This is a genomic window from Variovorax sp. J2P1-31 (assembly GCF_030317215.1).
In the GTDB taxonomy this organism is placed as follows: Bacteria; Pseudomonadota; Gammaproteobacteria; order Burkholderiales; family Burkholderiaceae_C; genus Variovorax.
The window spans coordinates 336,721-356,651 of record NZ_JASZYA010000001.1 but is presented as its reverse complement, the minus strand read 5'-3'; the positions used below and the strand labels follow the sequence as shown (position 1 = coordinate 356,651).

Sequence of the window (19,931 nt, the reverse complement as noted above, 5' to 3'; positions counted from 1 at the left end):
CGCTCCGTGGTTCTGGCGGGCGAGCCGGCGCCAGGCGCCGGCCCTTTTTTCAGGCGGTTTCAGCCACCGATTGTGCGCTGGCCGCGCCCTGGGCCCGCGCCCGCTCCAGGCCCGACACGATCGCCTTGAGCGAAGCCGAGACGATGTTGGCGTCGATGCCCACGCCGAACAGCGTCTGCTGGTCGATGCGCAGCTCGAGGTAGGCCACGGCCTGCGCGTCGGCGCCGGCACCGATCGCATGCTGGTGGTAGTCGATCACGCGGATCGCGTGGCCGGTGTGGGTGGCGAGGGCCTGGATGAAGGCGTCGATCGGGCCGTTGCCGCGGCCTTCGATGGGCCGGATCTCGCCCTCCCAGGGCAGGTCGCCGCGCAGAAGCACCGAGGCGGCGGCGCCCTCGCCCTGCTCCTCGAGCACACGGTGCTGCAAGGCCTGCACGGTCTTCAGGCCGTACTCGCGCTCGAACAGGGCGTAGAGATCGGCCGCCGTCAATTCCTTGCCGGCCACGTCCATCACCCGCTGCACGACCTGCATGAACTCCATCTGCAGGCGACGCGGCATCTCGATCCCGTACTCGCTCTCGAGCAGGTAGGCCATGCCGCCCTTGCCCGACTGGCTGTTGACGCGGATCACGGCCTCGTAGCTGCGGCCCACGTCCTTCGGGTCGATCGGGAGGTAGGGCATGTCCCAGATGTCGCCTTCCTTGCGCGCCGCGAAGGCCTTCTTGATCGCATCCTGGTGCGAACCGGAAAACGAGGTGTAGACCAGGTCGCCGACGTAGGGGTGGCGCGGGTGCACCGGGATCTGGTTGCAGTGCTCGACCGTGGCGCGGATCTCGTCGATGTTCGAGAAGTCGAGCTCGGGCGACACGCCCTGCGTGTAGAGGTTGAGCGCGACGTTCACCAGGTCGAGGTTGCCGGTGCGCTCGCCGTTGCCGAACAGGCAGCCTTCGATGCGCTCGGCGCCGGCCATCAGGGCCAGCTCGCCGGCGGCGGTGCCGGTGCCGCGGTCGTTGTGCGGATGCACGCACAGGATGATCGCATCGCGCCGCTCCAGGTGGCGGTGCATCCACTCGATCATGTCGGCGAAGATGTTCGGCGTGGAATGCTCGACCGTGGTCGGCAGGTTGACGATGCACTTGCGCTCGGGCGTGGGCTGCCAGACGGCGGTGACCGCATCGACCACGCGCTTGGAGAACACCACGTCGGTGCCCGAGAACATCTCGGGCGAGTACTGGAAGGTCCACTGCGTGCCCGGCTGCTGGGCGGCGCAGTCGTTGAACATCCGCGCATGGGTGGTGGCGAGCTCGACGATCTGGTCTTCGTCCATGCCGAGCACCACGCGCCGCATGATCGGCGCCACGGCGTTGTAGAGGTGCACGATGGCGCGCGGCGCGCCCTGCAGGGCCTCGAAGGTGCGCGTGATGAGGTGGTCGCGCGCCTGCGTCAGCACCTGGATCGTCACGTCGTCGGGGATGCGGTCTTCCTCGATGAGCTTGCGCACGAAGTCGAATTCGACCTGCGAGGCGGAAGGGAAACCGACTTCGATTTCCTTGAAACCGATCGCCACCAGGGTCTCGAACATGCGCATCTTGCGGTCGATGTCCATGGGCTCGACCAGCGCCTGGTTGCCGTCACGCAGGTCCGTCGACAGCCAGATCGGCGCCTTGGTCAGAACGGCGTCGGGCCAGGTGCGGTCCTTGAGGCCGATCGGTGCAAAGGCGCGGTATTTGGCTTGCGGTTGCTTCAACATGACGATTCTTTCGATGGGTGGTGGAACCACCAGCAACCCCCAAAACAAAACGGCCCGTTGCTGGTGCGAACGGGCCGTGATGAGGGATATGCGCGCGCGCTACCGTCTCCGCCCGAAGGGGATGGCTAGTAGGGACAGCGAAATCTTGTTCATGGAAGCCGTGAATGTAGCAGCCGCAGCCTACTTGTGCAAGCCGCGTTCGTCGGGCTCGTCGGTGGACATGCTGATCAGGCTCACCTGCTGGCCCTTGGCCTTGCGCCAGGCATAGACCACGAAGCCGCTCAGGCCGTAGGCCACGAACACGCCGAACAGCACGGTCGGCGGGTGGATGTTGATCACCGCGATGCCCAGCGCGATCAGCACGATCACCGCGAAGGGCACGCTCTTCTTCATCTGCACGTCCTTGAAGCTGTAGAAGGGCGCATTGGTCACCATCGACAGGCCGGCGTAGAGCGTGAAGGCGAAGGTCAGCCAGGTGATCTGGCTCCACGAGAGGTACAGCACCTCGCCGCCGCGCTTGCCCCATTCGGTCATGAGCCAGATGAAGCCCGCGACCAGGGCCGCGGCCGCCGGCGAGGGCAGGCCCTGGAACCAGCGCTTGTCGACCACGCCGGTGTTGACGTTGAAGCGCGCGAGCCGCAGCGCCGCGCAGGCGCAGTAGACGAAGGCCGCGATCCAGCCCCAGCGCCCCAGGCCCTTGAGCGACCATTCGTAGGCGATCAGCGCGGGCGCGGCGCCGAAGGACACCATGTCCGACAGCGAATCCATCTGCTCGCCGAAGGCGCTCTGCGTGTTGGTCATGCGCGCGACCCGGCCGTCGAGGCTGTCGAGGATCATCGCGGCGAACACCCCCAACGCCGCCAGGTCGAAGCGCGCGTTCATCGCCATCACGACGGAGTAGAAACCGCCGAACAACGCCGCCAGCGTGAACAGGTTGGGCAGGATGTAGATGCCCTTGCGGCGCTTGCGCGGCGCGATGTCGTCGGGCAGCGTGTCGTCATGCATGAAGACGGCCTCCGGCAGCGGTGGCACGGGGCTTCGCAGCCTTCGAAGTCATGACGTAACGAGGGGTGAAATTCATCGGCAGCAGTGTAGTTCAGGCGCCCTGCGCGCCCGGAATGGAAAAAGGCCACCGGGTGGTGGCCTTTGGGAGCGGATGCGATCCGATCAGTTGCGGGTCTGGTCGACCAGCTTGTTCTTCTTGATCCAGGGCATCATGGCGCGCAGTTGCTCGCCGACGATCTCGATCTGGTGCTCGGCGTTGATGCGGCGGCGGCTGATCAGCGCGGGCTGGCCGGCAGCGGCTTCGAGCACGAAGCTCTTGGCGTATTCGCCGGTCTGGATGTCCTTGAGCACCTGCTTCATGACCTTCTTGGTCTCGTCGGTCACGATGCGCGGGCCCGTGACGTACTCGCCGTACTCGGCGTTGTTCGAGATCGAGTAGTTCATGTTGGCGATGCCGCCTTCATAGATCAGGTCGACGATCAGCTTCAGTTCGTGCAGGCATTCGAAGTACGCCATCTCGGGCGCATAGCCGGCTTCCACCAGCGTTTCGAAACCGGCCTTGATCAGCTCGACCGTGCCGCCGCACAGAACCGCTTGTTCGCCGAACAGGTCGGTCTCGGTTTCTTCGCGGAAGTTGGTCTCGATGATGCCGGCCTTGCCGCCGCCGTTGGCGGTGGCGTAGCTCAGGGCCAGGTCACGGGCCTTGCCGCTCTTGTCCTGGTGCACGGCCACCAGGTGGGGCACGCCGCCACCTTGCGTGTAGGTGCTGCGCACGGTGTGGCCCGGGGCCTTGGGAGCGACCATCCACACGTCGAGGTCGGCGCGCGGCTGCACGAAGCCGTAGTGCACGTTGAAGCCGTGGGCGAAGACCAGCGAAGCGCCTTCCTTGATGTGGGGCGCGACGTCGTTCTTGTAGACGTTGGCGATCTGCTCGTCAGGCAGCAGGATCATGACGATGTCGGCGGCCTTGACCGCGTCGGCCACTTCGGCGACCTGCAGGCCGGCCTTGCCGACCTTGTCCCACGAGGCGCCGCCCTTGCGCAGGCCGACCACGACCTTCACGCCGCTGTCGTTCAGGTTCTGTGCGTGTGCGTGGCCCTGCGAGCCGTAGCCGATGATCGCGACGGTCTTGCCCTTGATGAGGCTCAGATCGGCGTCCTTGTCGTAATAAACCTTCATGATTGCTCCTTCGTTGATCCGTTGGGTGTGAGTGAACTGCAAAACTAGACGCGCAGGATGCGCTCGCCACGCCCGATGCCGCTGGCACCGGTACGCACCGTCTCGAGAATGGCGCCGCGATCGATGGCCTCGAGGAAGGCATCGTTCTTGGCGTGATCGCCGGTGAGCTCGATCGTGTAGCTCTTGTCGGTGACGTCGATGATGCGGCCGCGGAAGATCTCCGCCATCCGCATCATTTCTTCGCGCTCCTTGCCGACCGCGCGCACCTTCACCATCATGAGCTCGCGCTCGGTGTAGGCGCCTTCGGTCAGGTCGACCACCTTGACCACTTCGATCAGGCGGTTCAGGTGCTTGGTGATCTGCTCGATCACGTCGTCCGAACCGGCCGTCACGATGGTCATGCGCGACAGGCTCGGGTCTTCGGTGGGCGCGACGCTCAGCGATTCGATGTTGTAGCCGCGGGCCGAGAACAGGCCCACGACGCGGGAAAGAGCACCGGGCTCGTTTTCCAGCAGGACAGCAATGATGTGTTTCATGTGTGCGAACTCCTCTTTTCGCCGCCCTCCCCCGCGCACGGTAATGCGCGGGCTCGGCGGGCAATAGATTCGTCTTGAAGGGTTGACTAGAACGGGAGCGGGCAGCCGGACGCAAAGATCACGCAGAAGGAAAACCAAAAAAATTGGTTTGTGTTTTTTGCGTTTTCTGCGGAATCTTTGCGCCCTCTGCGTCCGGTGTCCGTATGCATCAGAGGTCTTCCGACCCCAGCAACATTTCCGTGATGCCCATCCCGGCCTTGACCATCGGGAACACGTTCTCGGTGGGGTCGGTGCGGAAATCCATGAACACGGTGCGGTCCTTGAGCTTGCGCGCCTCGCGCAGCGCCGGCTCCACGTCCTGCGGCCGTTCGATCAGCATGCCGACGTGGCCATAGGCCTCGGCCAGCTTCACGAAGTTGGGCAGCGCGTCCATGTAGCTGTGGCTGTAGCGGCCCGAGTACTCGATCTCCTGCCACTGCCGCACCATGCCGAGGTAGCGGTTGTTCAGCGCGCAGATCTTGATCGGCGTGTTGTATTGCAGGCAGGTCGAGAGCTCCTGGATGCACATCTGCACCGAGCCTTCGCCGGTGATGGTGAACACCTCGGACTCCGGCTTGGCGAGCTTGATGCCCATCGCGTAGGGAATGCCCACGCCCATGGTGCCCAGGCCGCCGGAGTTGATCCAGCGGCGCGGCTCGTCGAAGCGGTAGTACTGCGCGGCCCACATCTGGTGCTGGCCCACGTCGGACGTGATGTAGGCATCGGCGTCCTTGGTCATGTTCCAGAGCGTCTCGACCACGTACTGCGGCTTGATCACGTCGGTGTTGCCGCGGTCGTACTTGAGGCAGTCCTTGCTGCGCCAGCTCTCGATGGTCTTCCACCAGTCGGCCAGAGCGCCGGCATCGGGCTTCTGCGTGGCTTCGCGGATCATCGAGATCAGCTCGGTCAGCACGTCCTTGACGTCGCCCACGATCGGGATGTCGACCTTGACGCGCTTGGAGATGCTCGACGGGTCGATGTCGATGTGGATGATCTTGCGTTCGTTCTGCGCGAAGTGCTTGGGGTTGCCGATCACGCGGTCGTCGAAGCGCGCGCCCACGGCCAGCAGCACGTCGCAGCTCTGCATGGCGTTGTTGGCCTCGATCGTGCCGTGCATGCCCAGCATGCCCAGGAACTTGCGGTCGCTCGCCGGATAGGCGCCCAGGCCCATCAGCGTGTTCGTGACCGGGTAGCCCAGCATGTCGACCAGCGTGCGCAGCTCGTTGGTGGCGTTGCTCAGCAGCACGCCGCCGCCGGTGTAGATGTACGGGCGCTTGGCGTTGAGCAGCAGCTGCAGCGCCTTGCGGATCTGGCCGCCGTGGCCCTTGCGCACCGGGTTGTACGAACGCATCTCGACCTTGTCGGGATAGCCGTGGTACGGGACCTTCTTGAAGGAGACGTCCTTCGGGATGTCCACCACCACCGGGCCCGGACGGCCGGTGCGGGCGATGTGGAAGGCCTTCTTCATCGTCATCGCCAGGTCCTTGGGATCCTTGACGAGGAAGTTGTGCTTGACGATGGGACGGGTGATGCCGACCGTGTCGCATTCCTGGAAGGCATCGAGCCCGATGGCCGCCGTCGGCACCTGGCCCGAGATGATCACCATCGGGATCGAGTCCATGTAGGCCGTGGCGATGCCGGTGACCGCGTTGGTCAGGCCCGGACCGGAGGTGACCAGTGCCACGCCGACCTCGCCGGTGGCGCGCGCATAGCCGTCCGCCGCATGCACTGCCGCCTGTTCGTGGCGCACCAGCACATGCTGAATCGTGTCTTGCTTGTAGAAAGCGTCGTAGATGTAGAGAACTGCGCCGCCGGGGTAGCCCCAGACGTACTGGACGCCTTCGGCCTGGAGTGCCTTGACCAGCACCTCCGCGCCCATGAGTTCTTGCGGTGAGCCGCCTGCAGACACCGCTGCAGCGGAAGCGATCTCCGCCTTGGAGATTTCCATGATGATGAACCTTTCGAGTTTTCGGGAACGAAAAACCTTGGGTGCCCCTTGCCAACCCTTGTGAGGTCGCGTCAGGACTTGAGGCCAAAGCCATGGGCGAACTGATGTTTCGCCGGACCTTGACCCGTTTGCCTTTGAATTGCAGCGCGCATTATGACACCGAAGGCCGACGCCCCCCGCACCGCCGACGCCAAAGCGCACACGATGCAATAATCCAGCCCGACAAGAGCACCGCTTGCGCGGGTCACGAGAATCCCCCACACGGCGCGACAAAGCGCCCTCTTCCGTTGGCTACCGAACAAGAACTGTCCGATTTTCTGAAAAGCGTGGAACGCCGAGCCTTCAAGCGCTCGATCTACCACGTGCGGGACGAGGAAGCCGCGCTCGACATCGTGCAGGACAGCATGATGAAGCTGGCGGAGCACTACGGCGACAAGCCGGTCGCCGAGTTGCCGATGCTGTTCCAGCGCATCCTGTCGAACTGCACCCTCGACTGGTTTCGCCGGCAGAAGACGCGCCGGGCGCTGTTCTCCAACCTCAGCGACTTCGAAACACCCGACGACAGCGGCGATTTCGACCTGCTGGAGAACTTCGTCTCGCCGACCGACTCCAGGGAAACGGAGAGCACGGAGACGACCACCGAGCGCGCGCAGGTGTTCCATGAAATCGAAGAACAGATCGCAGCTTTGCCCGGCCGTCAACGCGAGGCTTTCCTGATGCGTTATTGGGAGGAAATGGATGTGGCCGAAACGGCTGCGGCCATGGGCTGCTCCGAAGGCAGCGTCAAAACCCACTGCTCGCGCGCCGTCCATGCGCTGAGCAAAGCGCTCAAGGCCAAGGGAATATCGCTATGAACACCTCGCTTCCGCCCTCCGGTCAGACCCCGGAGGCGCAATTCGGCCGCCGCGTCGCGGCCCGGCTGTCCGCCGGCACGGACGCGTTGCCGCACGACATCGGCGAACGCCTGCGCGTCGCCCGCGCCCAGGCGCTGGCCAAGCGCAAGCTGCCGGCCCGCGCGGCCCCGGTCGTGGTGGCCTCCCATGGCGGCACGGCCACGCTCGGCAGCATCTGGTGGACCCGCCTGGGCGCCGTCGTGCCCCTGGTGGCCCTGGTGGCCGGGCTGATCAGCATCAGCGTCTGGCAGGACGACCAGCGCACCAGCGAACTGGCCGATCTCGACTCGGCCCTGCTGACCGACGCCCTGCCCCCGGCCGCCTACACCGACCCGGGTTTCGCGCAATTCCTCAAATCCGAAGCTGCCCAGCCTCAGTGACACCTGTTCATCCCGAACACCATTTTTCTCCGCATGCCGCTTCACCCTGCCTCCCGTCCGCACGCTCCGTCCAAGTCGCTCTCTGCGCAGCGCCCGGGTGCGGTGCTGTGCGCTGGCGCGGCGCTGGTGCTGGCCCTCGGCGGATGGACTGCGCTCGCCTGCGCCCAGGGCCCGTCCGCGGCCGCGTCGTCCCCTTCAACCACCAAGGCACCCTCGAAGCCCCTGTGGCGTGAGCTCGGCGCCAAGCAGCAACAGGCCCTGCTGCCGCTGGCCGCGCACTGGGACGGCCTCAGCGAGGCCCACAAGCGCAAGTGGCTCGCCTTCTCGCGCAATTACGCACAGCTGTCGCCCGCCGACAAGACGACCCTGCACAGCCGCATGACCGAGTGGGCTTCCCTGAGCCCGCAGCAGCGCGCCCAGGCGCGCTTCAACTTCGCCGAGGTCAAGCAGGTGCCGGCGGACGAGCGCAAGGCCAAGTGGGAGGCCTACCAGGCGCTGACGCCCGAAGCCCGGCGCCAGCTGGCCGAACGCGCCACGCCCCGCCCCCCCGGCGCGGCCGCCACGATCCGGCCGGTCCCGGCCCAGAAGCTGGCGCCCGTGCTCTCGGGCGGCACCAAGGGCCAGCACACGGCCCGCATCGAACTGACACCCCCACCGCCGCCCGCCCCTTCGGCGGCCGAGCGGCCGGCGCCGCCTATGATCGCGGCACCTTCCGTGGCGGTCGACACCCCGGCACCGGCGCCCGCGCCGGTCCCTGCGCCCGCCCCGGCCCCGGCCCCCGTGCCGCCGGCGCGCATGACAGAGCAGCCTTCGTCCGCGCCCTGACCTTTTTTGTCGATGACTTCGAGTTTTCCTGAGGTCGCCGGCGCCGCCGGCGAGCCCGTCGGCGGCGCCGTGCGCCCCGCGATGGTGACCCCCGGCCTCTGGCGCCGCATGGCCTGCTGGCTCTACGAGGGCATGCTGATGTTCGCCGTGGTCTTCGTCTCGGCCTGGCTGTTCAGCACGCTGGGCCAGATGCGCGACGCGATGGATTCGCGCCGCTCGCTGCTGCAGGCCTTCCTGTTCGTGATCTTCGGCGTGTACTTCGGCTGGTTCTGGGCCCGCGGCCAGACCCTGGCCATGAAGACCTGGAACATCCGCGTGGTCGACCGCCAGGGCCGCGCGATCTCCCAAGCCCGCGCGCTGCTGCGCTACCTGCTGAGCTGGGTCTGGTTCCTGCCGCCGCTGGCGGCCATCGCGCCCTTCAAGCTCTCGGGCGGCGAATCGGCGCTGCTGGTGGGCGGCTGGGTGGTCGTCTGGGCGCTGCTGGCCCGCTTCCACCCGCAAAAGCAGTTCTGGCACGACGCCTGGGCCGGCACGCGGCTGATCACCTCCAAGCCCATGAGCCGCATATGAGCGATTCGGCACCGGTCAACCCGCAGAAATCGCGCACCGGCCTGCGCCGCGTCTGGCATGCGGCGCTGATCTCCATCGACGGCTACCGCGCCGGCTGGCGCGAGCCGGCCTTCCGCCAGGAAGTGGTGTGCGCCGTCGTCATGCTGCCGGCCGCCTTCTGGGTCGGCCGCAGCTGGGTCGAGACCGCGCTGCTGATCGCCACCGTGGTGCTGGTGCTGATCGTCGAACTGCTCAACAGCGGCATCGAGGCCGCGATCGACCGCATCGGCCCCGAATGGCACAGTTTCTCCAAGGACGCCAAGGACATGGGCAGCGCCGCGGTGCTGCTGTCCATCCTGCTGTGCGGCGGCGTCTGGCTGGCCGCGCTCTGGCAGCGTTTCTTCGCCTGATTCTCCTGCGCCAACGCCGTCACACGGTCGCGGCATGATCGACACATGACCCCCACTTTTTCGATTTGCGTCTATTGCGGCTCGCGTCCCGGCGAGCGTCCCGAGTTCACCGCGGTGGCCGAAGCCGTCGGCCGCTGGATCGGCGAACGGGGTGGCCAACTGGTCTATGGCGGAGGCCGTACCGGCCTGATGGGCACGGTGGCCGAAGCCACGCGCGCCGCCGGCGGCCGCGTGGTCGGCATCATTCCCAAGGCCCTGGTGGACAAGGAACTGGCCAACCGCCTGTGCGACGAGCTGCACGTCGTCGACACCATGCACGAGCGCAAGGCGATGATGGGCGAGCGCGCCGACGCCTTCATCGCGCTGCCCGGCGGCATCGGCACCTTCGAGGAACTGTTCGAGATCTGGACCTGGCGCCAGCTCGGCTACCACGACAAGCCGGTGGGCATCCTGAACACCGCGGGCTACTACGAGAGCCTGCTGGCCTTCCTCGGCAACTGCGTGCGCGAGGGCTTCATGGGCGAGTGGCAGATGGACCTGGTGCGCAGCGGGGCCGATGCCGCGCCCCTGCTCGAAGCGCTGGTCACCGAAGCGCGCAGCCGGCCGGGCGGCGACAAGCTGGCGGAAATCGTCTGACGGGGGAGGAAAGAGGCGGTCAGACCGCCGCTTCGCCCTCTTCGCCGGTGCGGATGCGCACCACGCGCTCGACCTCGGTCACGAAGATCTTGCCGTCGCCGATCTTGCCGGTGCGCGCCGCGCCGATGATGGCCTCGACGCAGCGGTCGACGTCGGCCTCGTTGGCCACGACCTCGATCTTCATCTTGGGCAGGAAGTCGACCACGTACTCGGCGCCGCGGTAGAGCTCGGTGTGGCCCTTCTGGCGGCCGAAGCCCTTGACCTCGGTGACGGTGAGACCCGTGACGCCGACCTCGGCCAACGCCTCGCGCACGTCGTCGAGCTTGAAGGGTTTGACGATGACGGTGATGAGTTTCATGGGGCGGGTCGTCCTGCGGTGTCTTTTGCCTCTTCGAAGTGAGATGGCGCCGGACGATTATGTCATCGGCCCTTCATGCGCGTGCGCGAATCCCCGCTTCAGCAGGGGCGGCCGCGGGCTGTTAGTCTCCCCGCCGATGCGCGCCAGCTCCCCCCGTCCGACTTTCTTCGCCACCTTCTTCGCGTGGTTCAACGGGCAGGCCTATGTGCTGCTCGTGCTCACCATGCTGATCTGGGGCGCCAACGCGGTGGCGGCGCGGCTGGCGGTCGGCGAGGTGCCGCCGATGCTGCTGACCTTCCTGCGCTGGGGCATCTGCTGCACCGCCCTGGTGCTCACCTCGCGCGGGCAGATCGCCACCCACTGGCGCACGCTGCTGCCCTCGTGGCGCTACGTGGCGCTGATGGGCACCATGGGCTTCACCGCCTTCAATGCGCTGTTCTACGCGGCGGCGTACCACACGACCGCGATCAACATCGCGATCATCCAGGGCACGATGCCCATGCTGGTGCTGATCGGCAGTTTCTTCTTCTACCGCACGCGCATCACGGCGCTGCAGCTGGTGGGCGTGGCCATGACCATCGCCGGCATCGCGGTGGTCGCCTCGCAGGGCCGGCTGGCGGTGCTGGCCGGCCTGCAGTTCAACATCGGCGACGTCTGGATGATCATCGCCTGCCTGTTCTATGCGGGCTATGCGCTGGGGCTGCGCCGCCGGCCGCCGGTGCCGGCCATCGTCTTCTTCGCGGCCACGGCCGCGGTGGCCGCGCTGGTCTCCCTGCCGCTGGTGGCGGTGGAGATCGCCATGGGCCAGTCCTACCTGCCCACGGGCAAGGGCCTGCTGCTGATCCTGTTCATCGGCCTGCTGCCCTCCTTCGTCTCGCAGCTGACCTTCATCCAGGCCGTGAGCCTGATCGGCCCCGCGCGCGCCGGCATGTTCATGAACCTGGTGCCGATCTTCGGCCCGCTGCTCGCGGTGCTGGTGCTGGGCGAGCCGCTGTGGCTTTACCACGCGGCCGCGCTGGCGCTGGTGCTGGGCGGCATCTACGTGGCCGAGCACCTCGGCGCGCGCCGGCTGGCCAAGGCGTGAGCATGGCCGATCCCGTGCTGCGCCTTCACGGCGCCCCCTCCGACATCGACGCCGCGGCCTGGAACGAGCTGCTGGCCGCCCAGCCCGCGCCCAGCCCCTTCATGCGGCACGAGTACCTCGACGCGCTGCACCGCAGCGGCAGCGCCACGCCCGAGAGCGGCTGGACCGCGCAGTTCGCCACGCTGTGGCGCGGCAAGAAACTGGTGGCCGCCTGCCCGCTGTACGTCAAGGACCATTCCTATGGCGAGTACGTGTTCGACTGGGCCTGGGCCAACGCCTACGAGCAGCACGGCCTGGCCTACTACCCCAAGGCGGTGGTGGCCGTGCCCTTCACGCCCGTGCCCGGCGCCCGCCTGCTGGCGCGCGACGCCGCGAGCCGCGCGCTGCTGGTGCAGGGCCTGATCCAGTTCTGCAAGCAGGCGGAGCTGTCCTCGCTGCACCTGCTGTTCGGCTCGGACGAAGACATCGCCGCTTGCAGCGAAGCGGGGTTGATGCTGCGCAATACGGTGCAATTCCACTGGACGAACGAAGCGCCCACCGGCTACGCCGACTTCGAGTCCTTCCTCGCCAGCCTCTCGCACGACAAGCGCAAGAAGATCCGCCAGGAGCGCCGCAAGGTCGCCGAGGCGGGCGTCGTCTTCCGCTCGGCGCGCGGCCGCGAGATCACGTCCGCCGACTGGGACTTCTTCTACCGCTGCTACGCCCGCACCTACCGCGAGCACGGCAACGCGCCCTACCTCACGCGCGACTTCTTCCAGCGCATGGCCGACACGCTGCCCGAGGCCTGGCTGCTGTTCGTGGCCGAGCGCGAGGGCCAGCCGATCGCCTCCAGCCTGATCGCGCTGTCGCTCGACGGCACCGAGGCGCCGACCGCGGCCTACGGCCGCTACTGGGGCGCGCTCGAGCGCGTGGACTGCCTGCACTTCGAGGCCTGCTACTACCAGCCGCTGGCCTGGTGCATCGCGCACGGCGTGCAGCGCTTCGAGGGCGGTGCGCAGGGCGAGCACAAGATGGCGCGCGCGCTGATGCCGGTCAAGACCACCAGCGCGCACTGGCTCGCGCACCCGGCCTTCGCCGATGCGGTCGAGCGCTTTCTGGAGCGCGAGGGTGCGGGCATCGAGAACTACATGGAACACCTGGACGAGCGCAGCCCGTTCAAGGCCAAGGCCTGACGGCGCGCGGCATGACAATCGAGGCTGTCGCGCACCGGAACCCCGCATGCCCTTTCAGCCTTCCCGACCCTCGTCTCTCCTGTCCCTCGCCCTGCGCCCGGCCCTCGCGGCCAGCCTGAGCACCCTGCTGCTGTTCGCCCCGGCCCATGCCCAGGCCCCGCGCGCCATGACCTCTTCCTACAGCCCCGAAAGCTACAAGGCGCGCGAGACCCACGCCGCCGTCGACGTGCGCGTGATCGGCGACGGCGCCCAGCGCGCCTACCTGTTCGTGCCGGCGCGCCCGCGGCCGGTGGGCCAGGTGCCGGTGGTGCTGCTGCACCACGGCTGGCTGGGCATGAGCCCGCTCAACTTCGGCGCCATGATCGACCACCTGGCGCGCAGCGGCCACGCGGTGGTCTACCCGGTCTACCAGGACTCGGACAAGACCTCGCCGCAGACCGTCACCGAGACCGCGGGCGCGGCCAACCGGCGCGCGCTCGACGTGCTGGAAAAGAGCTTCGGCCTGCGGCCCGAGCCCGGCCGCACGCTCTACTACGGCTTCTCGATGGGCGCGGCGATCTCGCTGGGCCTGGCGCTCGACCCGCAGCGCTTCAACCTGCCGCCGCCCGACGCCATCGTGCTCACCGGCCCGGGCGACGCGCACCATGTGGCGCGCGGCGAGCTCGGCCGCAGCATCGTCGGCCCGATCCAGCTGCTGCCGCCCACCCTGCCGATCGCGATCGTCACCGGCGAAGCCGACCCCATCGGCCTGCCCACGGCCCGCAAGCTGATGGCCAAGCTGTGCCACATCCCGCGCGAGCGCCGGGTGATGATGGTGCTGCCCTCGGACGAGAACAACGGCCGCAAGGTGATGGCCGGCCACGGCTCGCCGGGCGCGCCGGACAGCCGCTACGACTTCGCGCTGAGCTCACAGGACTTCCCGTCCACGCTGGTCGGCCGCCCCGCCTACGAGGCCTCGGGCTCGCTCAACCAGCTGGACTTCCACGGCTACTGGAAGGTGGTCGACGGCGTGCTCGACAGCCTGCGGCTGGGCACGCTGCAACCCGTGGTGTTCGGCCCCGGCACGCCCGAGCAGCTGTCGCTGGGCAGCTGGCCCGACGGCACGCCCTACAAGCCGGCGCGCCTCGAAGACCCCTGCCGCTGAGGCGCTGGCGCTTCAGGAGCCGCCGCGCGGTGTCGGCGCGGGCGGCGCCGCGGGATTCAACCAGCGCACCAGGTCCGGCGTGATGAGCCCGGCACCCTCGTCGGACAGATGGATGCCGTCGGCCTCGCGCAGCCGCACCGTCTTCTTGCCGTCGGCCCGCGGCCCGAACTCGCGGAACTCGCCGTTGACGTCGGCGATGCGGCCCATGGGGTTCCACCAGATCGCGCGCGGCTCGCGCGCCACGGCCTCGCGCGCGATCTCGTTGATGGTCTCCATGCGCGCATTGAACTTGGCCGACTTCATCGGCGGCAGCTGCAGCCACAGCACCAGGGCGCCGTCGCGCGCCAGCATGGCCAGGTAGTCGGCGATGCGTTTGGCGTAGACCGCGTGCCACTCGGGCGTGCCGAAGGCCTTGACCTTGCCGCCCTCGACGAAGCCCTGGCCGTCGTTGGCGCCGATGGCGACGATCACCACGTCGGGCCGCCGGTGCTCGAGCATCAGTGGGTACTCGTTGAGCCAGTCGAACACCTCGGGCCGGGCCAGGCCGGTGGCCGAGCGGTAGGCCTTGAGCGTGACGATGCTGTCTCGGTACGGCGCGAGGTCGCGCTGCAGCTGCGCGCTCAGGCCCACGGCCATCACCGAGTCGCCGGCCAGCGCGACGATGCGCGGGCGCGCGGCCGTGGCCTGCGGCAGCGGGGTCAGCACGGTGCCACCCTGCAGCGCCTGGGCCACGGGCAGGGCCTCGACAGGACCGGCCGGGGGCGCTGCCACCGGCGCTGCGGCAACGGCCGCCGAGGGGGCCGATGCGGATGCGGCAGGCGGCATCGGCGCCGGTGCCGACGCCGCCGGCAAGGGCGCCGGCGCCTGGGCCACGAGCACCGTCGCCGGCGCCGCCTGCTTGCCATCGTCCTGCGGCATGTCGCTCCAGCCGCTGCGCGCCAGGGTCTCGAGCGCGCGCGGCCGCCAGGCCGCGATGCCCAGCGGCGTGAGCGCGCCGTCGAGCGCGCGCGTGCCCTGCGCCAGTTGCTGCTGCAGCGGCCCGACCTCGAGCCGGTCGGCCCAGACGATCAGGCCGCGCGATTCGAGCAGCGCGATCACGAGCACGAAGCCGGCCGCGACCAGCGCCAGCTCGCGGCGGTCGTTGCGCAGCACGCGGCGCAGCATGCTGGGCGAGGAAGAGCGGGTCATCGGCGCCATCGTCAGAACTGGAAGTAGATGAAGGGCGCGATCCCGGTCGGGCCCAGCAGGTCGATCGCGAACACCGCCGTGGCGAGCGCGCCGCCGCGCAGCAGCGCGGGCCAGCGGCCGAGGCCCAGCTCGAGCGCATTGAACCAGCGCCGCGGCACGTACTGGCCGGCGAGCCCGATGGTCAGCGCGATCAGCACCGGTCCGGTGGCCAAGGTCAGCACGCCCGGCTCGGCCAGCCGACCGAAGACGGCGAAGGCCAGGTCGAAGCTCGGCGCGCGGAAGAACACCCAGGCCGCGCACACCGCATGGAACAGCAGCAGCCGCGCGATCCAGCGCCAGGCCACGGTGGCGCGCCAGCGCACCAGCGCGGGCCAGGGCAAGGCGGCCCAGGCGCGGTGGATCACCAGGTACAGGCCATGCAGCGCGCCCCAGACCACGAAGGTCCAGGCCGCGCCGTGCCACAGGCCGCCCAGCAGCATCGTGACCATCAGGTTGAGGCTGGTGCGCCACGGGCCGCCGCGCGAGCCGCCCAGCGGGATGTAGAGGTAGTCGCGCAGCCAGGTCGACAGCGAGATGTGCCAGCGGCGCCAGAACTCCTGCGGGCTGCCCGAGACGTAGGGCGCGTCGAAGTTGCGCGGGAAGCGGTAGCCCAGCAGCAGCGCGCAGCCGATCGCGATGTCGGTGTAGCCCGAGAAGTCGCAATAGATCTGCACCGCGTAGCCGTAGACCGCCAGCAGCATGTCCCAGCCGCCGTAGATGCGCGGGTTGGAGAACACCGGGTCGACCAGCTGCGTGGCCAGCAGGTTGGCCACCACCACCTTCTTGAACAGGCCCACCACGATCAGCATCAGGCCGCGGTTCACGCGCACCGCATCGGGCCGGCGGCGCTCCAGCAGCTGCGGCATGAACTGCGAGGCGCGCAGGATCGGGCCGGCGATCAGCTGCGGGAAGAAGGCCACGTAGAGCAGAACGTCGGGGATGCGCACCGCCTGCTTGAGCTTGCGCCGGTACACGTCGCCCAGCAGCGAGATCGCGTGGAAGACGAAGAAGGACACGCCTAGCGGCAGCGCCACGCTGTCGAGCTGGATCGCGGGCGGCGTGCCGAAGGCGCCCCAGGCGTCGATCAGCGCCAGCAGCAGGAAGGTCGTGTACTTGTAATGGACCAGCACCGCGAGGCAGACCACCACGCCGAACACCAGCCAGCGCTTGCGCACCCTGGCGTCCTCGCTGCGCTGGATGCGCTGCGCCACCAGGCCCGCGAACAGCGAGATGCCGAACAGCAGCGGCACATAGGCCCAGTTCCAGAAGCCGTAGAAGACATAGCTGGCGATCAGCAGGAAGGCCTTGTGCGCATCCAGCCAGCGGCAGAGTCCCCAGGCCACCGCGAGCACGAGCAGGAAGAAGAGGCCGTACTCGACCGTTGGAAACAGCATGGCGAAGGGGAAGCGGTGAAGGCGATGGATTGTAGGGGCCCGTTCCGGGCCGCCGCGCCGGCCGCCCCCGCACGCACGGCGCGCAGCAAAAAGCGCCACGGCCCCCGAGGGGCGGTGGCGCTTTTGCGTGCCGGGACCGGCTTACTTGTTGTAGTTCGCGATGCCGTCCAGGATTTCCTTCTTGGCCGCGTCGATGCCTTCCCAGCCCAGGATCTTGACCCACTTGTTGGCCTCGAGGTCCTTGTAGTGCTCGAAGAAGTGGCTGATGGCCTTCAGGCGCATCGGGTTCACGTCGTCGATCGAGTTCCAGTGGCTGTAGATCGGCAGCACCTTGGTGGTGGGCACGGCCAGCACCTTGCCGTCGACACCGGCCTCGTCTTCCATCATCAGGATGCCCAGGGGGCGGCAGGGAACCACCACCCCCGGCAGCAGCGGGTACGGCGCGATCACCAGCACGTCGACCGGGTCGCCGTCGCCGCTCAGGGTCTGCGGCACGTAGCCGTAGTTGGCGGGGTAGTACATCGCGGTCGTCATGAAGCGATCGACGAACAGCGCGCCCGATTCCTTGTCCACCTCGTACTTGATCGGGTCCGAATTCATCGGGATCTCGATGACCACGTTGAAGGCATCGGGGAGGTTCTTGCCGGGGGAAACTTTGTCGAGGGACATGGTTTTAGCGGTGTAGTGAAAAGTTTGGGGTGGATTCGGACAAACCCGAAGTTTACTTTCGTGGCCTGCCCGGACCGCACCACGCCTTCGCATTTGCCTGTAAATTGCCGCCGTTGGCCAATCGGCCTGCGTCGTTCCACGGTGCAGGCTTCGAGGAAGCAACGCGACGGCAGCCTGACCCGTACGCGTTGCGCACCGGGTCCGGCTCTCGTCTCCACAAGTCACAACGAACGAATGGAGATGCAAGGCATGATTGGCAACACCCCTCTCGTCCTCGCCATCGTCTGCGGCCTGGTGGCCGTCGGCTATGGTTTCTGGGCCCGCAGCTGGATCCTCGCGAAAGACCCCGGCAACCCCCGCATGCAGGAGATCGCGGCCGCGATCCAGCAGGGCGCCGCCGCCTACCTGGCCAAGCAGTACCGCACCATCGGCATCGTGGGCCTGGTGCTGGCGATCCTGATCGGCCTGTTCCTCGACGCCACCACCGCCATCGGCTTCGTGATCGGCGCGGTGCTCTCGGGCGCCTGCGGCTTCATCGGCATGAACGTCTCGGTGCGCGCCAACGTGCGCACCGCCCAGGCCGCGACGCAGGGCATCGGCCCGGCGCTCGACGTGGCCTTCCGCGGCGGCGCCATCACCGGCATGCTGGTGGTGGGGCTGGGGCTGCTGGGCGTGGCGGGCTTCTACTGGTTCCTCGCAGGCCACAGCCCGGCACAGGGCCCGGGCCTGGCGGCGCTGCTCAATCCGCTGATCGGCTTCGCCTTCGGCTCCTCGCTGATCTCGATCTTCGCCCGGCTGGGCGGCGGCATCTTCACCAAGGGCGCCGACGTCGGCGCCGACCTGGTGGGCAAGGTCGAGGCCGGCATTCCGGAAGACGATCCGCGCAACCCGGCGGTGATCGCCGACAACGTCGGCGACAACGTGGGCGACTGCGCCGGCATGGCGGCCGACCTGTTCGAGACCTATGCGGTCACGCTGATCGCCACCATGGTGCTGGGCGCGCTGATGGTCACGGCCGCGCCGGTCAACGCGGTGCTCTACCCGCTGGCGCTGGGCGGCGTGTCGATCATCGCGTCGATCATCGGCTGCTTCTTCGTCAAGGCCTCGCCGGGCATGACCAACGTGATGCCGGCGCTCTACAAGGGCCTCGCGGTGGCCGGCGTGCTGTCGCTGATCGCCTTCTGGTTCGTCACCCGCTGGATCATTCCCGACAACGCCATCGCCGCGAGCGGCAGCCAGCTCAAGCTCTTCGGCGCCTGCTTCGTCGGCCTGGCGCTGACCGCGGCGCTGGTCTGGATCACCGAGTACTACACCGGCACCCAGTACAAGCCGGTGCAGCACATCGCGCAAGCCTCGACCACCGGCCACGGCACCAACATCATCGCGGGCCTGGGCGTGTCGATGCGCTCGACCGCCTGGCCGGTGATCTTCGTCTGCATCGCGATCCTGGCCTCGTATTCGCTGGCCGGCCTGTTCGGCATCGCGGTGGCGGCCACGGCCATGCTGAGCATGGCCGGCATCGTGGTCGCGCTCGACGCCTACGGCCCGATCACCGACAACGCCGGCGGCATCGCCGAGATGGCCGAGCTGCCGGCCAGCGTGCGTGCCGTGACCGACCCGCTCGACGCGGTGGGCAACACCACCAAGGCCGTGACCAAGGGCTATGCGATCGGCTCGGCCGGCCTGGCCTCGCTGGTGCTGTTCGCCGACTACACCCACAAGCTCGAGAGCTACGGCCAGGCCATCAGCTTCAACCTCAGCGACCCGATGGTGATCGTCGGCCTGTTCATCGGCGGGCTGATCCCCTACCTGTTCGGCGCCATGGCCATGGAGGCCGTGGGCCGCGCGGCCGGCGCGGTGGTGGAGGAGGTGCGGCGCCAGTTCCGCGAGATCCCCGGCATCATGGAAGGCACGGCCAAGCCCGAGTACGGCAAGGCCGTGGGCATGCTGACCGGCGCGGCGATCAAGGAGATGATGATCCCCTCGCTGCTGCCGGTGGTGGTGCCGATCCTGGTCGGCCTGCTGCTGGGCCCCAAGGCGCTGGGCGGCCTGCTGATGGGCACCATCGTCACCGGCCTGTTCGTCGCGATCTCGATGTGCACCGGCGGCGGCGCCTGGGACAACGCCAAGAAGTACATCGAGGACGGCCACCACGGCGGCAAGGGCAGCGAGGCGCACAAGGCGGCCGTCACCGGCGACACCGTGGGCGACCCCTACAAGGACACGGCCGGGCCGGCCGTGAATCCGCTGATCAAGATCATCAACATCGTGGCGCTGCTGATCGTGCCGCTGGTGGTCAAGTTCCATGGCGGCGAAGTGGCGGCCGCCCCGGTGACGCCGCCCGCGGCCATGGCCCCGGCCGCCGCGCCCGCTTCACCCATGGCCGCGGCCGAAAGCGCGCTGGTGAAGGTGGAGAACGGCATCGTGAAGTTCTACTTCGCGACCGGCAAGGCCGATGTCGCCCCCGGCGGCCGCGAGGCCCTGGCCGATGTGGTGAAGGCCGTGCAGAGCGGCGGCACCGCGCTGGTCAGCGGCTACCACGATGCCACTGGCGACCCGGCCAAAAACGCCGAGCTCGCCAAGCAGCGCGCCGAGGCCGTGGGCGAGGCGCTCAAGGCGGCGGGCGCGCCGGCCGACAAGGTCGAGCTGGCCAAGCCCGCGCAGACCCAGGCCGACGGGCCGCCCGCCGAGGCGCGGCGGGTCGAGGTCACGGTCAAGAAGTAAGGACGGCGC

Annotated in this window: 19 protein-coding genes; 10 read left to right on the top strand and 9 right to left on the bottom strand. The window is 68.2% G+C overall.

Going from position 1 to position 19,931, the window contains the following annotated elements; genetic code table 11:
* Positions 1–49: 49 nt before the first annotated feature.
* From leuA to QTI20_RS01660, 5 genes are all read right to left on the bottom strand, one after another.
* Complete coding sequence (leuA, locus tag QTI20_RS01680; RefSeq protein ID WP_286550629.1) at positions 50–1,750, bottom strand: 2-isopropylmalate synthase; 1,701 nt, start codon at positions 1,748–1,750, stop codon at positions 50–52.
* Positions 1,751–1,930: 180 nt separating this feature from the next.
* Positions 1,931–2,755, bottom strand: coding sequence for a CDP-diacylglycerol--serine O-phosphatidyltransferase (gene pssA, locus QTI20_RS01675; RefSeq protein ID WP_183022964.1), 825 nt, complete (start codon positions 2,753–2,755; stop codon positions 1,931–1,933).
* 162 nt (positions 2,756–2,917) lie between these two features.
* Positions 2,918–3,934, bottom strand: a complete 1,017-nt coding sequence (gene ilvC / locus QTI20_RS01670) for a ketol-acid reductoisomerase (RefSeq protein ID WP_183022963.1) — start codon at positions 3,932–3,934, stop codon at positions 2,918–2,920.
* 44 nt (positions 3,935–3,978) lie between these two features.
* On the bottom strand, positions 3,979–4,470 hold the full coding sequence (ilvN, locus tag QTI20_RS01665; protein ID WP_183022962.1) for an acetolactate synthase small subunit: 492 nt from the start codon (positions 4,468–4,470) through the stop codon (positions 3,979–3,981).
* Positions 4,471–4,678: 208 nt separating this feature from the next.
* Positions 4,679–6,457: an acetolactate synthase 3 catalytic subunit gene (locus QTI20_RS01660; RefSeq protein ID WP_286550630.1), complete on the bottom strand. Its 1,779-nt coding sequence runs from the start codon at positions 6,455–6,457 to the stop codon at positions 4,679–4,681.
* A 287-nt stretch (positions 6,458–6,744) separates the two neighbouring features.
* Between QTI20_RS01660 and QTI20_RS01655 the strand changes: the two genes are divergently transcribed.
* Genes QTI20_RS01655 through QTI20_RS01630 form a run of 6 tightly spaced genes read left to right on the top strand, consistent with a single transcriptional unit; the run spans position 6,745 to position 10,150 of the window.
* Positions 6,745–7,311, top strand: coding sequence for an RNA polymerase sigma factor (locus QTI20_RS01655; RefSeq protein WP_183023343.1), 567 nt, complete (start codon positions 6,745–6,747; stop codon positions 7,309–7,311).
* A complete protein-coding gene (locus QTI20_RS01650) occupies positions 7,308–7,730 on the top strand; it encodes a DUF3619 family protein (RefSeq protein WP_286550631.1) in 423 nt (140 codons plus the stop codon). The genes QTI20_RS01655 and QTI20_RS01650 overlap by 4 nt, the downstream gene beginning before the upstream one ends.
* Before the next feature lie 33 nt (positions 7,731–7,763).
* Entirely contained in the window at positions 7,764–8,555 is a 792-nt protein-coding gene (locus QTI20_RS01645) for a DUF3106 domain-containing protein (RefSeq protein WP_286550632.1), read from the top strand.
* Positions 8,556–8,567: 12 nt separating this feature from the next.
* Complete coding sequence (locus tag QTI20_RS01640; RefSeq protein WP_286550633.1) at positions 8,568–9,125, top strand: RDD family protein; 558 nt, start codon at positions 8,568–8,570, stop codon at positions 9,123–9,125.
* Positions 9,122–9,514 carry a diacylglycerol kinase gene (locus tag QTI20_RS01635; RefSeq protein ID WP_286550634.1) on the top strand — a complete coding sequence of 131 codons (393 nt, stop codon included), beginning with the start codon at positions 9,122–9,124 and terminating at the stop codon, positions 9,512–9,514. Before QTI20_RS01640 ends, QTI20_RS01635 begins: the two co-directional genes overlap by 4 nt.
* A 45-nt stretch (positions 9,515–9,559) precedes the next feature.
* A complete protein-coding gene (locus tag QTI20_RS01630; protein ID WP_286550635.1) occupies positions 9,560–10,150 on the top strand; it encodes an LOG family protein in 591 nt (196 codons plus the stop codon).
* A gap of 19 nt (positions 10,151–10,169) precedes the next feature.
* Here QTI20_RS01630 and QTI20_RS01625 read toward each other — a convergent pair whose 3' ends face one another.
* Complete coding sequence (locus QTI20_RS01625; RefSeq protein ID WP_183023686.1) at positions 10,170–10,508, bottom strand: P-II family nitrogen regulator; 339 nt, start codon at positions 10,506–10,508, stop codon at positions 10,170–10,172.
* 136 nt (positions 10,509–10,644) lie between these two features.
* Between QTI20_RS01625 and QTI20_RS01620 the strand changes: the two genes are divergently transcribed.
* From QTI20_RS01620 to QTI20_RS01610, 3 genes are read left to right on the top strand one after another with little or no spacing between them, the layout of a single operon-like run.
* A complete protein-coding gene (locus QTI20_RS01620) occupies positions 10,645–11,592 on the top strand; it encodes a DMT family transporter (protein WP_183023687.1) in 948 nt (315 codons plus the stop codon).
* A gap of 2 nt (positions 11,593–11,594) precedes the next feature.
* Complete coding sequence (locus QTI20_RS01615; protein ID WP_286550636.1) at positions 11,595–12,764, top strand: GNAT family N-acetyltransferase; 1,170 nt, start codon at positions 11,595–11,597, stop codon at positions 12,762–12,764.
* A gap of 46 nt (positions 12,765–12,810) precedes the next feature.
* On the top strand, positions 12,811–13,908 hold the full coding sequence (locus QTI20_RS01610; protein ID WP_286550637.1) for an alpha/beta hydrolase: 1,098 nt from the start codon (positions 12,811–12,813) through the stop codon (positions 13,906–13,908).
* A 12-nt stretch (positions 13,909–13,920) separates the two neighbouring features.
* Here QTI20_RS01610 and QTI20_RS01605 read toward each other — a convergent pair whose 3' ends face one another.
* The 3 genes from QTI20_RS01605 to ppa all read right to left on the bottom strand — a co-directional run bounded on the left by QTI20_RS01605 (position 13,921) and on the right by ppa (position 17,198).
* Positions 13,921–15,096 (bottom strand): DUF459 domain-containing protein, encoded by a 1,176-nt coding sequence (locus QTI20_RS01605; RefSeq protein ID WP_286550638.1) that lies wholly within the window; start codon positions 15,094–15,096, stop codon positions 13,921–13,923.
* A gap of 11 nt (positions 15,097–15,107) precedes the next feature.
* Positions 15,108–16,529, bottom strand: coding sequence for an MBOAT family O-acyltransferase (locus tag QTI20_RS01600; protein WP_286550639.1), 1,422 nt, complete (start codon positions 16,527–16,529; stop codon positions 15,108–15,110).
* A 141-nt stretch (positions 16,530–16,670) separates the two neighbouring features.
* Positions 16,671–17,198, bottom strand: coding sequence for an inorganic diphosphatase (gene ppa / locus QTI20_RS01595; RefSeq protein ID WP_183023692.1), 528 nt, complete (start codon positions 17,196–17,198; stop codon positions 16,671–16,673).
* Between the two features lie 249 nt (positions 17,199–17,447).
* On the opposite strand from ppa, the gene QTI20_RS01590 reads away from it, so the two are divergent.
* Entirely contained in the window at positions 17,448–19,922 is a 2,475-nt protein-coding gene (locus tag QTI20_RS01590) for a sodium-translocating pyrophosphatase (RefSeq protein WP_286550640.1), read from the top strand.
* Positions 19,923–19,931 lie beyond the last annotated feature (9 nt).